We start from the raw sequence: 15,366 nt of genomic DNA on the forward strand, positions 1-15,366 counted from the left end.
CATCATATCCTTGCTTGCGCACGTATCGTTTCGAGAACCCCGGCCGACGGATCGTTGGAAAACCGTCGACCGGGAGCTCGGTGCACCGGGCGGACAAGGGGACAAACCGCCCGGTGCGGGTCGGCAAAGCCGCAGCTTGGGCTTAACCGGCCTTATTGACACGCATGTACCATTCGACCAGACGGCGGGTCTGACGTTCGGTATAGCTTCGATCAATCATGCGTTTGACGAACTCGTTGTGTTTCTTCTCGGTGTCGCTGTCTTTTTTCGATCCGAATGAAATCACCGGCAGCAGGTCTTCGACCTGACTGAACATGCGTTTTTCGATGACTTCGCGCAGTTTTTCATAGGACGTCCATGCCGGGTTCTTGCCCTTGTTATTGGCGCGTGCGCGCAGGGCAAACTTGACGACCTCGTTGCGGAAATCCTTCGGATTGGCGATGCCCGCGGGTTTTTCGATCTTGGACAGTTCCTGATCGATGATCTTGCGATCCAGCAACTGGCCGGTGTCCGGGTCCTTGAAGTCCTGATCCTCGATCCAGGCATCGGCATAGGCAACATAACGGTCAAACAGGTTCTGGCCGTAATCGGAATAGCTTTCGAGATAGGCCTTCTGGATTTCTGCCCCGATGAACTCCGCATAGCGCGGGGCCAGTTCGGATTTGATGAAATCCATGTAATCCTTTTCGCGTTCTTCGGGGTATTGTTCGCGCCGGATCGCCTGTTCGAGCACATACATCAGATGGACCGGATCGGCCGCGACCTCGTGGGTGTCATGGTTGAAGGTTTCCGAAAGAACCTTGAAGGCGAAACGGGTTGAAATGCCGTCCATGCCTTCGTCGACACTGGCGGTATCGCGATATTCCTGCATCGATTTTGCTTTGGGGTCGACATCCTTCAATGTTTCGCCGTCATAGACGCGCATCTTGGAATACAGGTTTGAATTTTCGTGTTCTTCAAGGCGCGAGAGAACCGAAAACTGTGCCAGCATTTTAAGCGTACCGGGCGCGCAGGACCCCTGTTCCAGTTCGGATCCCTGCAACAGTTTGTCGTAAATCAGGGTTTCTTCTGTCACCCGCAGGCAATAGGGAACCTTGATCACGCTGATACGGTCGATAAAGGCCTCGTTATTCTTGTTGGCCTTGAAGGTTTGCCACTCGGCCTCGTTCGAGTGCGCCAGAATAAGGCCCTGGAAGGGGATCGCACCAAGGTTTTCGGTGCCGATATAGTTGCTTTCCTGCGTTGCCGTCAGCAACGGATGGAGCATCTTGATCGGAGCCTTGAACATCTCGACAAATTCAAGAAGTCCCTGATTGGCGCGGTTAAGGCCGCCGGAATAGCTGTATGCGTCCGGGTCGTTCTGGCTGTAATATTCAAGTTTGCGGATATCGACCTTGCCGACCAGTGACGAAATGTCCTGATTGTTTTCATCGCCCGGTTCGGTTTTGGCAATCGCAATCTGGCGCAGGCGCGACGGGATCAGTTTTACGACCGAGAATTTGGAAAGATCGCCGTTAAACTCATCAAGCCGTTTCACCGCCCATGGCGACATCAGCCCGGTCAGGCGGCGTTTGGGGATGCCGTATTTGTCTTCGATGGCATCGCCCATTTTGGCCGGATTAAACAGGCCAAGCGGGCTTTCGAAAACCGGGCTGATCTGATCGCCGGCTTTGAGCACATAGATCGGCTCGACCTCCATCAGTTCCTTTAACCGTTCGGCAAGCGAGCTTTTACCGCCGCCAACCGGGCCCAGCAGATAAAGAACCTGTTTGCGTTCTTCCAGTCCCTGGGCGGCATATTTGAAGAAGCCAACGATGCGTTCGATGGTTTCTTCCATGCCAAAGAAATCTTCAAAGGCCGGATATCGTTTGATGGTGCGGTTCAGGAAAATTCGGCCGAGACGGGAATCGGTCGAGGTGTCGATCATTTCGGGTTCGCCGATTGCCTTGATCATCCGCTCGGCTGCGGATGCGTAGGCCGATGGATCATCGCGACATAGATTAAGATAGTCCCGGATGGTTAGTTCGGTTTCGCGTTTTCCGTCATAGCCTTCCGCATACAGCTCGAAGATGTCCTTGTCTTCAGCCATGGCGCGGTCTCCTTTCCAACGTTATCGCACTTCTGTCAGATGTCGTTTCCTGTGTTCTTTTGATCTTGGGGCTTAACCGGCATGATGGCCGGATTGCCCGATCCTGTTGCAAGACGGCAGCGGGTTTGCTGCGCTGCGGTGGCATTGAAAGTAGCCGCCGTTCATTCTGTCTACGTCCGAAATAAACGAATCGTTCAATCGGGCGGTGAGTAAATAAACTAATGAACTTTATTTAAGGTTCGTTTAAAGGTCTGCCAGATGATGGCAAAGAAAATAGGTTTGATGACTTTTTAGAATGGCTTGCAATATTTGCAACCGGCAATGGTAATAGTCAAAGTCCCGCTTTGCGGCGACCCAAAGTCACTTTTTCCTAGGGGCGGGCGTAGCCGGTGAATGCACCCGGATAAGGTCCGCTCCTGTGACCCTGTCTCTTTGACGTGGGGCTTCCGGTATCATTCCGCAATGGTCAAGCTACGAATATTGTTGGTAAAAACGCTTGCGAAACGATCACGTCGAAGTGACCGGGCCGGATGCCGGGAAACCGGCACTCTGACGGCGAATTCATCCGCCGTACCCATTTTGCAATTGCACAGTCAAACAGCAAAATTATATCAGTTCTGTCTTTCTACTGTGCGCCAAACCCGCCCCGAAGGGAAGTATCGAATGACCGATGGTAGCGTGAATTTCGTCGAAAGTGGTGAACTTGATCACCTGATCGCACAGGGTAACGTGACCCTGATTGACGTCCGCGAACCCGACGAATTCAGGTCCGGTCATATCAGCGGGGCGATCAATATGCCGACCTCGACTTTCGATATTCCGGCACTTGTCGACCTTGCCGACGATACAGAGACGGATTTCGTGTTCATTTGTGCCGTCGGACAGCGATCTTTCGGGGCTGCCAACGCCGTTCTGCCGCATCTTGATTGCAAGGTGATGAACCTGAAGGGCGGTTTGCAAAGCTGGACACGCGACGGGTTTGATCTCGCCCAAGGCTAACAAACGCGCCTTGTGCCCCCGTCCCTATGTGCTTCTGTATGTGTTTCTGTGCTCGAAGCGCAATGCAGAGGCGGCTTGGCATTGCAAACCGATCCTCTCAGAGCTGCTTCTTTCTTCGTCCCTTCATTCGCTGCCTCATTCAATAACGACGATGATTCTCGTTGACGATTTCCCGCATATGGGATTAATTCCCTGATATGAAATTTTGAATGAGTAATATGATGGATCGGAAGATTGCGGAGCGGCTTGCTGCGTTGCGGGCGGAGCGGGGTTGGTCGCTTGAGGAGCTGGCGGCGCGGTGCGATGTCAGTCGGGCCAGCCTGTCGCGGCTTGAGAATGGCGAGGTCAGCCCGACGGCGCATGTTCTGGGCAAGCTTTGTGCCGCCTATGGCCTGCCGATGTCACGCCTGATGCAGATGGTCGAGGATGGGTTTGTTCCGCTCGTGCATCGCGGTTCGCAGCGGATCTGGGTCGACCCCGAAACCGGCTTTTCCCGGCGGTCGGTTTCGCCGCCATCGCGGGATTTGATGGCAGAGGTTCTCGAATGCGAACTCGATCCCGGCACACGGATCGATTATGGCGGATCGCCACGCGACGGGCTTGAACATCATCTGGTGATGCTGGCCGGGCAACTGCGTGTCACGGTGGAGGGCAAGACCCATGAGCTTGATGTCGGGGATTGCCTGCGATACCGGCTTTCGGGGCCCAGCAGCTTTGAAGCCCCTGCCGAAACCAGCGCGCGCTACCACCTTTTTATCGTATGAGGCCCCAAAAATGAGCGATCAGATCACCATTGCAAGCTTTGATGCCGATCAGCTTGAAAGCCACCTAGAGGCGTTTGGCGAGATGCTGCATGCCTGCGTTCATGACGGGGCCAGCATCGGGTTTATCGACCCGTTTGACATCAAGGATGCGGTGGCATTCTGGCGTGATATGGTCCTGCCTGCGATGCGGGGCGGCAGACGCGATCTGTTTGTGGCGCTGCTGGGCGGCAAGGTGGTCGGAACCGTGCAGCTTGATTGCGCCACCATGCCCAATCAGGTCCATCGCGGCGAGGTCTGCAAGCTGATGGTCCATCCGCACTATCGTCGTCTGGGCATTGCACGGAAACTGATGGAGGCACTGGAAAAACGGGCGTTTGCGAAAGCACGTCATCTGCTGACACTTGATACAAGAACCGGCGACAATGCCGAGCCGCTTTATGCCTCGCTCGGTTTTGAAACGGCGGGCGTGATCCCGGCCTATGCCCGCGATCCGTTTTCCGAAAAACTGAGTGCAACCACCGTGATGTATAAGCGGCTTGCTGTGTAATACGCTGGTGGACGATTCCCGTATTCTGTATTCAAAACCGTTTTGCTGGCATACCAGATTGTTCGGAAAATGTGCGTAATCTGGCCGGTTATTCACGTTTTGCGGTGCAGCATGACATGGCCTGAATGGTCGATTTTTCCCTGAAATAAAGGACATTCATGCTGCTGTGCGGTGCACTAAGGGTTAATGCGTGTGACAGTGGTATGACCAAAACATCTTGAATGCCAAACCGGGTTGAGCGCATCTTTGCGCCTGAAAGCTTTTGTATAAAATAAAAAAACCCGGAGGACGTTCGTCATGAAGAAATTTGCCCTTGCGGCGGCCCTGATGACTGCCGTTGGTTTTACCGGCATGACCCATAATGCCGTTGCGGCCGATCTGACCCTGCGGATTTCGTTGCAACTGCCGATGAAAAGCCACCTTGGCCAGAACCTTTTGATGTTCAAGAACGAGGTCGAGGAAAAATCGAACGGCGATATCGCGGTCGAGATTTATGACAGTGCGCAGCTTTACAAGGACAAGGAAGTTCCCGCCGCCGTCGGTTCCGGGGCGATTGAAATGGGTGTGGCGTCGCTGACCCGTTATGTCGGGGATGTTCCGGCGGTTGACGTGTTCTATCAGCCGTTCCTGCTTGATTCCGAAGAGAAAGTCCGTGCCGCCGTTGCCAAGGGATCGCCGGTGCGTGGTCCGCTGGATGAGGCGATTGCCGATACCGGCGCGACCGTCCTGTGGTGGCAGGCTTATGGCGGATCGATCATGCTGTCGAATGGTGGTCCGATCAAAGGCCCGGAAGGTCTTAAAGGCCAGAAAGTCCGCGTATTTTCCAAAACCCAGGGCGATTTCATTTCAGCTGCCGGTGGTGCGCCGACCCTTGTTTCCGGGTCCGAGCAGTATATCGCCTATCAGCGTGGCACGGTTGATGTTGGCATGACCGGCATGTCGGGCGTCAAATCCCGCCAGCTTTGGGAAGTCATGGATACGGTGACCGTCACCAACGATGCCGATGTTGAATTCATCGTGGTGATCAATACCGATTTCTGGAACGGCCTTTCGGATGCGCAGCGTGACATCATTTCGACCGCAGCAATGAACGCGGAAAAAGACGTCCGTGATCGCATGTCATCGATCGAAGCCGAGGCCTATGCCGAAGCCAAAGCCAACGGCATGACCGTCTATACCCCGACGGACGAGGAAATGGCGGCATGGCGTGAAGTTGCCAAACCGGTTTACGAGGAATTCCTCAACCACGCCGGTGATCTGGGCAAGCAGGTCTTTGATGCGGCCAGCAAGCTTTAAGCCTTGCCCGGTGATTGCAGACTGAACTGCCAATAAGGAAGACATCACCGCATTTTCGGCGGCCCCGCCGTTGCGGTGATGTCTTTTCATCTATTCATCTGTCTCTCTTTTCAGGAGGCGGTCGCGACCGGGGCGCATATTCCCGGCACGGCCAAGATTTCATCATGTTTGATCGTTTGATGCTTTTGCTGGCCTGGATCGCGGCCCTGCTGTTTGTCGCAGCGGGTGTGATGCTGACCTATGAGGTCGTGGCCCGTTATTTCTTTATTCGTCCCACCATCTGGGCGGCAGAGCTTTCGCAGCTTTGCCTGATCTGGGGATCGTTGCTTGGCATGCCATGGGCATTGGCGGCACGGCGGCATATTTCCGTCGATGCGGTGACCCGGCTTTGCAAACCATCGATGCGCCGTGTGCTTGAAATCATCGCGATGGCGGTGGTTCTGGTGTTTTCCGTGATGGTGACGGTCAAGGGCTGGGAAATCTTTTTTGAAAGCTTCGAGCGCGGCCGCACCAGCGGCACGATGCTTGACCTTCCGGCATGGGTTGCCGAAATCCCGGTCGTGATCGGTTTTGCGCTTCTGGCTGTTCAGGCCGTCATTGAAATTGTCGGCGTGATCCGCGGCAAGGATATTCCGGAAGGGGCGCACGAATGACGATTATCCTGACACTTGCGGCAATGTTCGCCTTGCTGCTGATCCGTGTGCCGGTGGCCTTTGCGCTGGGCGGGCTTGGCCTTGCCATGCTGATTCTTGGTGGCTTTTCGCCGCTGATGGCACCGCAGGCGATCCTGTCGACACTGGATGGTTTTATCCTGCTGTCGGTGCCGCTGTTTTTGCTGATGTCCAATATCCTGCTGCGTGCCGGTGTGGGGAACGATCTGTTTGCCGCGGTCAGCGCATGGGTCGGTCATTGGCCGGGCGGGCTTGCGGTGGCAACCATCCTTTCGTGTGGCGTGTTTGCCGCGATTTCGGGATCATCGGTGGCAACCGCAGCCACGATTGGCACGGTCGCCATCCCGGAAATGATCCAGCGTGGCTATAACAAGCGTTTCGTCTATGGCCTGATGGCGGCGGGCGGCACGCTTGGCATCCTGATCCCGCCATCGATTCCGATGATCATTTATGGCTTTGTCACCGAAGAATCGGTGATTGCGCTTTTCCTTGCCGGGGTCGGGCCGGGCATTGCGTTGCTGTTGCTGTTTATCATCTATTCGATGATCTATGCCCGGTTTGGCGGGCAGGAACGCGAACCCAAACGCGGCTGGGAAGAGCGCAAGCGCGCCACGTTAAAGGCCTTGCCTGCTGTGCTTCTGGCGGTGCTGATCATATCGGGGATCTATTCCGGGGCCTTCACCCCGACCGAGGCCGCGGCGATTGGCTTTGCCGCCGCCCTTGCGATTACGGCGGCGATGCGGGTTCTGACCTGGAAGGCGTTGAAGCTTGCGATTTTCGATACCATGGCGACCACGGTTGCGATCATCCTGATCATTGCCGGGGCCAAGGTGTTTGGCAAGGCGATCACCCTTTATCGCATCCCGCAGGATATCTCGATGATGATCAGCCAGGGGATCGATACCGAATTTGGCTTTATCATCGTGGTGACGGTCGTGTTGCTGATCATGGGGCTGGTGTTTGAAGCATTATCAATGGTGCTGATCATGACGCCGGTTCTGTTGCCAGCGGCCCTGGCACTTGGTTTTGATCCGATCTGGTTCGGGGTCTATATGGTGATCATGGTTGAATGCGCGCTGATCACGCCCCCGGTGGGGCTCAATCTTTATGTCATTCAGTCGGTGGCGAAAACGCGATTGGGCGAGGTGGCGCGCGGCGTTTTGCCGTTCCTGCTTCTGATGTTCCTGACCGCGGCCATTCTGTATGTCTGGCATGATCTTGCCCTTTATATACCCTTTAAAATGTGACGCTTATGACCAAACAAATCTCTCCTGCCGATAAACTCCGTGCGCTTCTGGCAACGGGTGATCTGATTACCATGCCGTGCTGCTTTGATGCGCTGTCGGCCAAGCTGATCGAACAGGAAGGCTTTGGCCTGACCTTCATGTCGGGCTTTTCGGCCGCGGCATCGCGGATCGGCGAACCTGATCTTGGCCTGATGTCTTATGGCGAAGTGCTTGATCAGGCGCGCAACATCACTGATGCGGTTTCGATCCCGGTGATCGGTGATGGCGATACCGGTTATGGCAACGCGATGAATGTGAAACGCACAGTGGCGGGCTTTGCCAAGGCAGGCTGTGCCGCGGTGATGATCGAGGATCAGCTTGCGCCGAAGCGTTGCGGTCATACCAAGGGCAAGGAAGTTGTTGGCCGGGACGAGGCATTTGATCGTATCAAGGCCGCCGTTGATGCACGGGAAGCCGGGGCGGATATCCTGATACTCGCGCGCACCGATGCCCGGCATCAGCATGGTCTGAGCGAGGCGATTGACCGGGCCGCGAAATTTGCCGAACTGGGTGCTGACATATTGTTTGTCGAAGCCCCGAAAACCGTCGCGGAAATGCGTGAATTGTGTGCGGCCCTGCCGGGGCCGAAAATGGCCAATATCGTCGAAGGTGGGGAAACCCCCGACCTGACGCCGGAAGAACTGAGTGATATCGGTTATCAGATTGCGGCCTATCCGTTATCGCTTATGGCAGCCGCCATGAAGGCGATGGTTGAAACCCTGCAATTGATGAAGGCCGGGAAGCCACGCACCGATATGCTGATGGATTGGGGCCAGTTGCGCAATCGCATCGGCTTTGATGCCTATTACGAGGAATCCGAACGCTACGCGACCTCGAAACGCGGGTAGGGCAAGCGTTCATCTGATTGTCGGTCAAACGGCGCGCGGGGGGATTCTCGCGCGCCGTTTTGCATTTTAGTCCGGAATGCGGGCAATGACCTTGATTTCAAAATCAAACCCGGCCAGCCAGTTGACCCCGATTGCGGTCCAGTTCGGATAGGGGGCTTTTGGGAAAACGTCACCCTTCACCTTCATGATCGTTTCAAACTGGTTTTCGGGATCGGTGTGGAAGGTCGTGACATCGACGATATCGTCAAGCGTGGCTCCACCAGCCTTGAGCGTTGCTTCAAGATTGTCGAATGCCAGACGCACCTGTGCCTCGAAATCCGGTTCGGGCGAACCGTCAGAGCGGCTGCCGACCTGACCGGAAACGAACAGAAGATCGCCCGATTTGATCGCGGCGGAATAGCCGTGTTCGGCATAAAGGGCATGTCGGTTGGCCGGGAAAACGGCGTTGCGCTGTGCCATGTGGATTTATCCTTTTATCCGGGTGTGCAGTTTCACATACGATGCGTATATAAATCTCAGATACATTGCGTATGTCAAGTTTTATATACGTAGCGTATGTGAAATGATATGTGTCGGGAAATTGATCAGGGAGGTTCGCAATGGCCGCACGGCGTCGCCAGGAAACGATGGAAGAAAACCGCGAAAAGCTTGTTTCGGCGGGGCGAAAGGCGTTTGGAACGCAAGGCTTTGCCGCGGCGTCGATGGATGAATTGACCGCATCGGTTGGCCTGACGCGGGGCGCGCTTTATCACAATTTCGGCGATAAAAAGGGGCTGCTTGCCGCGGTGGTGGCGCAGGTCGATGGCGAGATGGCCGCGCGGGCGCGGGCGGCAAGTGCCAGCGCCGGGGACGGGTGGCAACAGCTTCTGGCAGAGGGGGCGGCCTATATCGCGATGGCGCTTGATCCCGAGGTGAGGAGAATCGTTCTGCTTGACGGGCCTGCCATTCTTGGCGATCCGTCACATTGGCCAAGCCAGAATGCCTGCCTTGAGGCCACCAAAGAAGCGGTCGAAAGGCTGATTGCCGACGGGGTTATGAAACCGGTCGATACCGATGCCGCTGCCCGGCTGCTGTGCGGGGCGGCCCTGAACGCGGCGTTATGGGTTGCGGACAGTGATGATCCGAAGTCTGCTTTGCCCAAGGCGGTTGATGCCTTCAGCCTGATGGCCGAGGGGTTTCTGGTCGAGAAACGATAGTTCCCCGATTTGTGAACCGGATGCCCGCCTTTGCGGGCATGGCGGAGAAGGGAAAGAGTCCAACTTGCCGCATCGGAGACAAAAGAAAACCCCGCAGCCAAAAGGCGTACGGGGTTTTCTTTTAATGGTGCCGGCAAAGAGACTCGAACTCCCAACCTTCGGATTACAAATCCGCTGCTCTACCAATTATAGCTACATCGTCGATGGCAGCTTTGATGCGTCCTCGCGACGATGTTAGCAGACCTGAGTACGCTATATGCCTTTGTTCCGTATGTTAGAGCCGCAAGAAAAATTCAAACTTGACGCGATGCCTCCATTCCGCGTGGCAGATTGGTTAGTGGAATTGCAAGCTTACGATGAATTTCTTGCATTCGATTATCGTTATGAGGAATGATTATTTGAAAGCAAAGAGATACGGGGAGGCGTGACGTTGTTTTGCGCCAAGGCTAGGCGGAAAATTTATGAAGAATAGACCTTATTTCAATAAGTCGATTAAAGAGCTGGAAAAGACCTTTAATGACAACCAGAGCGATTCTGAAACGCTTAACCGCTTGATACATGAACTGGAGTTTCGCAGCACGCAACGCGCACTTGCACTAAAGAAAAAAGTTCAGGCGGCAACTACCGATCAATCCCCTAATTCATCTCCTCAAAAGCCTGTATTCAATCCTGAACCAAAAGCGGATCAGCTTGACTCAGCTCCGCGTCAATCAGCGCTAGCTGTTGGTGAGCCTCCGAAGCTCCATGAAGCTATTAGGCCGCCGGAAACAATCAAGATTGCGGCCAAACCTGTAGCGAAACCACCGATCACAAATGATGCGCAGGATATTCTGCGCGCATGGACGGCGTTGGAGGTTTTGTCTCCACAAGGGTATCGGCGAGAAACAGATCTGGTAGCCGGTGACCGGAAAAAGATTGCTCGTTTTGAAGAAGGACCTTTGCCGTGGGAACTAGGGGAAAAATCTCTTCCCAAAAAGCGGCTTTACTATGAGCTTATCCTCGGTGCGATAGAACTAGCTCCAGCTGTTGAAATGCTGCTGAAAGTTTACGCTGATAAGCGCCCGGATAAACCCAGCGTAAGGGGGAGCAGTCCGATTGCAAGCATCCTTTTGGACAAAGAAGGACGCCCCTTGGAGGAAGAGACAAGTGCTGCGATTTCAAGTTTTGCGTGGGGCGTTCCAATCGCTCTTCAAGGGGACTTGAAGAAGCTCGCCGACTGGCCCGCCCAGGAAAAGATTTTGAAAGGACAGTTCAGAAAACTCTTAGTCAAACGGGATCGAAATGATGATGTAATTCCGTTGACGAAAAGCCGTATCTCAGAGCTGTTTGAGTATCTTGTCTCGACCCTAAACCTAGACGGTCATGTGATGAAAGCGCCGTCCTTCGCTTTGCGGCGATATGAGTTTTTTGCCAGTAAGACACCGCCCGAACCGGGTTTGCTTAATTCGTTCTTCTTGGAGGATTTGGCCGAGGCCCGCGTGCTGGCAAGTATGGGGAAACTTCCCAAAGCGCTCGAACATTATCTTGGTATCAAAAAGCCGTCGCAACGCATTAATTTGTTGGAAGACAATGCTGGTTTACGGGACTTACTTCAACCCGCTTTGACGCCTCCCGGGAAATGGCCAGGCAAAGGACGTTTCCCGCTGGCTTTGTTGCAGCAAGCGGCAGTCAACGCCACAAATGCGCGGCAAATTAAGACTGGTGTTCTCGCCGTTAACGGTCCGCCCGGTACCGGTAAGACAACCTTACTTCGTGATGTTGTGACAGCACGGCTCATAGAGCGTGCCGTAGTGATGCATGAATTTGACCGTCCATCGCAAGCCTTCACGCCAACTAGCGAAACCCTTCAACGTAGCGGTGCGAAGATCACACTTCATAAGCTGGACGAACGACTTAAAGGCTTCGAGATGGTGGTAACATCATCCAACAACAAAGCTGTCGAGAATGTCAGTGCAGAACTTCCTGCACTAGACGCAATCGCGGTGGATGCGCCCGAACTTCGATATTTCAAGAGTATTTCAGATAATGTTCTTGAACGTGATACGTGGGGTCTTATTGCCGCTGTCCTTGGCAATTCTTCAAACCGCTACATGTTTTCACAAAGGTTCTGGCGCGACGAGGAGAATGGTCTTTCCACGTATCTCAATCATGCCAGCGGTGTGCCGCAAATAGTATCGGAACCCAAAGGTCGCGGCCGTCCTCCGCTGAAGCGAAATCGTCGAATCATTGATCGTGAGCATCCGCCGTCAAATAGCCGCGAAGCACAGATGCGGTGGGAGAAAGCCCGTTCCAAATTCAAGACCAAGTTTGATGCTTTAAAGCGAACGGAAAACCGCCTGCAAAAGCTTCATGTGCAGCTCGTGCGTCACGCACAGGTCGTTGCTGAAATTAATAACCTCGCGCAAAAACTGCCTTCTCTTGAAGTGGATGCGCGGAACTTAGAAAGCGAGCGCGCAACCGCCCTACACGAGCTACAAGAAGCAGAAAACCGGTTTAAGAATTCACGACAAGCCCAAGTTTCTCATTTTTCATCGCGCCCTGGTTTCTTTGCAAGGTTATTCCGCACGCCTCGTTTCAGAACATGGCGCGATGAACAGCAAGGCCTTTTTAATAGAGCCGGAGGCGATCAGCAGCGTTTTCACAACTGCAAGAAAATTGCCGAAGATCTTGGTGCAGAGCTCGCGGCGACAAAGGAATTGATTGCGCAGAATCGGGAGTCTTTGGACACCCTTCGTGCCGAAAAGACAGATTTGGAAGCAAGCCTGCAACATACTTGCGTTGAGCTTGATGTACCGATCCCAGATGACGACTTCTTTGCGGGCGCACACGAAGATATTCAAACCGCCAGCGTCTGGTTTGATAACGCGGCAAGTCGACAGCGCGATGATGTCTTTGAAGCCGCTATTCAACTGCACCACGCATTTATCGATGCAGCAGCCGATCCGCTGCGGCAAAACCTATCTGTCTTTGTAGAGACTTTCGGGACGCGTTCACTCGGCACACCGCAAAAAGATGTCTTGATCCCTGATCTTTGGGCATCTTTCTTCTTGGTGGTTCCGGTTGTCTCGACAACATTTGCCTCGGTGAATCGGATGTTCTCGCGGCTTCCCACCGAAGCCCTGGGATGGCTTCTGGTAGATGAAGCTGGGCAAGCAGTGCCACAAGCTGCCGTTGGTGCGATGATGCGAACAAAGCGCTCGGTTGTCGTCGGCGATCCGCTTCAAATCGAGCCCGTTGTTACCCTCCCTAACAGCCTCACGGAAGAAGTATGTGCTTTCTTCGGCATTGACCCATTGAAATACAATGCGCCAGAAGCCTCGGTGCAGACAGTTGCAGATGCTGCCAGTATGTACTGTGCTAAGTTTCCGATCGGCAGCGGGCACCGGGATGTTGGATCGCCGCTACTTGTGCATCGACGCTGCGATAGCCCGATGTTTGATATCTCGAACGAGATTGCCTATTCAAATCTGATGGTGCAGGCGAAGGCGCCGTCAACGTCAAATCCGGTTCTCGGACACTCATGCTGGATAGATGTTGTAGGCAAGTCTAGTTCTGACAAATGGTGCGCTGATGAAGGAGAAGTGTTGATTAAAATGCTGCGAAAGATTCGCTTGAGCGGCACTCGCGCTGATCTATACGTGGTGACTCCTTTTGTTGTTGTGCAGGACAATCTCCGTCAGGCAATCCTGCGCAGCGGCGTGTTAAGCGGATGGATCGATAAACCTGACGATTGGGTATGGGAGCACGTTGGTACGGTTCACACAGTTCAAGGCCGTGAAGCCGCAATCGTCTTCTTCGTCCTTGGGGCGCAAGATTCTTCTCAAAATGGCGCGCGCAATTGGGCCGGTAGCAAGCCGAATCTCGTGAACGTTGCAGTAACGCGAGCTAAAGCATCACTATACGTTATCGGCAATCGCAGCCTTTGGAAAACGGCGGGAGTGTTTTCGGTGCTAGACAGGTATCTTTCTGATTAAGGTTTCTTCTCTACGCTGCGACGGATAGAACCGCCCGGCCAAATAGCCAAAAGAAAACCCCGTAAGCATCTGCTTGCGGGGTTTCTTTTTAATGGTGCCGGCAGAGAGACTCGAACTCCCAACCTTCGAATTACAAATCCGCTGCTCTACCAGTTAAAGCTATGCCGGCGTGGGCGGCGCGAAACATAGTCCGGGATGCGCGCGATTGCAAGCCTTTGATGCAGGGAAAATAGCATCAAATTTTGCGGCATATTTTCCCTGCTTCTGGCGGTGCCCTGGCTGCCGGGAATCCCGGGTTTGGGCCTTGTTCCTAGCGACGATACAGTTCGTACAGGGCAACTGCGGCCGCGTTGGACACATTGAGGCTTTCGATGCGGTCCGACATCGGCAGTTTGACGAGGAAATCGCAATTTTCACGGGTCAGGCGGCGCAGGCCTTCGCCCTCGGAGCCCATGATGATGCCGACCCGGCCCTTGAGCTTGGCTTCGGCCAGCGTTTGTTCGGCATAGCCATCCATACCCGCCAGCCAGAAATTCGCACCTTTAAGTTTCTCGATGGTCTGGCTAAGATTGCCCGCGTGAATATAGGGCACGGTTTCAAGCGCGCCACTGGCCGATTTGGCGAGAGTGCCGGTTTCGGGCGGGGCGTGACGGTCCGGCACGATGACGGCAGCCGCACCAAAGGCCGCCGCACTGCGGAGAATCGCGCCGACATTGTGCGGGTCGGTGACCTGATCAAGGATCAGGACCGTGCATTGTTCCTCGTCCCTTGTGTCGGCAATCAGTTCTTCGACCGAAATCTGGGGCAGGGGGGCGCAATGCATCGCCATGCCCTGATGGACGGTGCCCGGCGGCAGCATTTCATCCAGATCGGTGCGCCCGGCTGCGTCGAGCTGGACATCGGTGCGTTCGGTATCGGCGAGGGCGGCAACGATTTCGTCGCGCACGGCCTCGGACGCCCAGATTTTGTGAATCGTGCGTTGCGGATTGTAAATCGCGTTCAGAACCGGGTGACGACCAAATAGAATCAGGCGCGATGCCCCACCGGCATTGCCGCCGTCACGACCGCGTTTTCGTCCGCGACGCGAATTGCCATCGCGTTTATCATCGTCTTGCGGGAAGCTGTCGCCCGGACCCGTCCCGGTCGAACGGTTGGCAGAACGTGAATTGTTGCGACGCGACATAATGGCGGAAACCTCCGGGCAGTAAGGATAAGAATGCTGTTTGTTTCGCTCTGAATGGAAAACAGGGGGAACATATAGGAAAAGAAATCCGATTTCGTGTTTTTTTTGCTGTTGACAAGGACAGGCCCTGCAACGTATTCCCTCCCTCGCCGAACGAAGCCGGGGGTTAACCCCGACAACGTTTTGACCCTGATGGAGGGGTGGCAGAGCGGTCAAATGCAGCGGACTGTAAATCCGCCGACTTAGTCTACGCAGGTTCGAATCCTGCCCCCTCCACCATTCTCTCGCCCTCGCGAGAGCTCGCAATAAAAAATATGCGGGTGTAGCTCAATGGTAGAGCAGAAGCCTTCCAAGCTTACGACGAGGGTTCGATTCCCTTCACCCGCTCCAGATTTTATATGATCCCGTCGGCTCGTGCGGTGGGTTCTTACGTGTTTTTTTTGGTTCGGATTAGGATCTGAGTGTAATGGCTAAAGAAAAGTTTGCGCGTACAAAACCGCACGTGAACGTTGG

Annotated in this window: 12 protein-coding genes and 3 tRNA genes; 11 read left to right on the forward strand and 4 right to left on the reverse strand. The window is 54.4% G+C overall.

Translation table 11 applies throughout. The features are described 5' to 3' along the window. Positions 1–142: 142 nt before the first annotated feature. On the reverse strand, positions 143–2,089 hold the full coding sequence (locus SMB34_RS19205; protein ID WP_007092241.1) for a PrkA family serine protein kinase: 1,947 nt from the start codon (positions 2,087–2,089) through the stop codon (positions 143–145). A gap of 663 nt (positions 2,090–2,752) precedes the next feature. Here SMB34_RS19205 and SMB34_RS19210 point away from each other — a divergent pair. The 7 genes from SMB34_RS19210 to SMB34_RS19240 all read left to right on the forward strand — a co-directional run bounded on the left by SMB34_RS19210 (position 2,753) and on the right by SMB34_RS19240 (position 8,500). Continuing rightward, positions 2,753–3,088 carry a rhodanese-like domain-containing protein gene (locus SMB34_RS19210; protein ID WP_007092240.1) on the forward strand — a complete coding sequence of 112 codons (336 nt, stop codon included), beginning with the start codon at positions 2,753–2,755 and terminating at the stop codon, positions 3,086–3,088. Positions 3,089–3,297: 209 nt separating this feature from the next. Next, complete coding sequence (locus SMB34_RS19215; RefSeq protein WP_037992434.1) at positions 3,298–3,852, forward strand: helix-turn-helix domain-containing protein; 555 nt, start codon at positions 3,298–3,300, stop codon at positions 3,850–3,852. Between the two features lie 10 nt (positions 3,853–3,862). Then, positions 3,863–4,399 carry a GNAT family N-acetyltransferase gene (locus tag SMB34_RS19220; protein ID WP_037992436.1) on the forward strand — a complete coding sequence of 179 codons (537 nt, stop codon included), beginning with the start codon at positions 3,863–3,865 and terminating at the stop codon, positions 4,397–4,399. A gap of 297 nt (positions 4,400–4,696) precedes the next feature. Further along, positions 4,697–5,695, forward strand: coding sequence for a TRAP transporter substrate-binding protein (locus tag SMB34_RS19225; RefSeq protein ID WP_037992437.1), 999 nt, complete (start codon positions 4,697–4,699; stop codon positions 5,693–5,695). A 164-nt stretch (positions 5,696–5,859) separates the two neighbouring features. After that, a complete protein-coding gene (locus SMB34_RS19230; RefSeq protein WP_037992438.1) occupies positions 5,860–6,348 on the forward strand; it encodes a TRAP transporter small permease in 489 nt (162 codons plus the stop codon). Beyond that, a complete protein-coding gene (locus SMB34_RS19235; RefSeq protein WP_037992439.1) occupies positions 6,345–7,613 on the forward strand; it encodes a TRAP transporter large permease in 1,269 nt (422 codons plus the stop codon). Before SMB34_RS19230 ends, SMB34_RS19235 begins: the two co-directional genes overlap by 4 nt. Positions 7,614–7,618: 5 nt before the next feature. Continuing rightward, positions 7,619–8,500 (forward strand): isocitrate lyase/PEP mutase family protein, encoded by an 882-nt coding sequence (locus SMB34_RS19240; protein ID WP_037992440.1) that lies wholly within the window; start codon positions 7,619–7,621, stop codon positions 8,498–8,500. A 66-nt stretch (positions 8,501–8,566) separates the two neighbouring features. Here the strand turns inward: SMB34_RS19240 and SMB34_RS19245 are convergent, their stop codons facing one another. Next, the gene (locus SMB34_RS19245; RefSeq protein WP_037992441.1) at positions 8,567–8,959 is read right to left on the reverse strand and encodes a RidA family protein; all 393 of its coding nucleotides are present in this window, start codon (positions 8,957–8,959) and stop codon (positions 8,567–8,569) included. 140 nt (positions 8,960–9,099) lie between these two features. On the opposite strand from SMB34_RS19245, the gene SMB34_RS19250 reads away from it, so the two are divergent. Together SMB34_RS19250 and SMB34_RS19260 are read left to right on the forward strand one after the other, a co-directional pair. Next, positions 9,100–9,696 (forward strand): TetR/AcrR family transcriptional regulator, encoded by a 597-nt coding sequence (locus tag SMB34_RS19250; RefSeq protein WP_037992442.1) that lies wholly within the window; start codon positions 9,100–9,102, stop codon positions 9,694–9,696. Positions 9,697–10,157: 461 nt separating this feature from the next. Next, positions 10,158–13,670: a DEAD/DEAH box helicase gene (locus tag SMB34_RS19260; protein ID WP_037992444.1), complete on the forward strand. Its 3,513-nt coding sequence runs from the start codon at positions 10,158–10,160 to the stop codon at positions 13,668–13,670. Positions 13,671–13,762: 92 nt separating this feature from the next. Here the strand turns inward: SMB34_RS19260 and SMB34_RS19265 are convergent. Together SMB34_RS19265 and rlmB are read right to left on the reverse strand one after the other, a co-directional pair. Continuing rightward, positions 13,763–13,839 (reverse strand) — tRNA-Thr (locus SMB34_RS19265). 141 nt (positions 13,840–13,980) lie between these two features. Then, positions 13,981–14,853 (reverse strand): 23S rRNA (guanosine(2251)-2'-O)-methyltransferase RlmB, encoded by an 873-nt coding sequence (gene rlmB, locus SMB34_RS19270; RefSeq protein WP_037992445.1) that lies wholly within the window; start codon positions 14,851–14,853, stop codon positions 13,981–13,983. Between the two features lie 194 nt (positions 14,854–15,047). Between rlmB and SMB34_RS19275 the strand changes: the two genes are divergently transcribed. Further along, positions 15,048–15,132: transfer RNA gene (locus SMB34_RS19275), tRNA-Tyr, on the forward strand. Between the two features lie 37 nt (positions 15,133–15,169). Beyond that, positions 15,170–15,243 (forward strand) — tRNA-Gly (locus tag SMB34_RS19280). Positions 15,244–15,366: the final 123 nt, after the last annotated feature.

It is taken from the genome of Thalassospira permensis NBRC 106175 (assembly GCF_000714555.1).
Taxonomy (GTDB): domain Bacteria; phylum Pseudomonadota; class Alphaproteobacteria; order Rhodospirillales; family Thalassospiraceae; genus Thalassospira; species Thalassospira xiamenensis.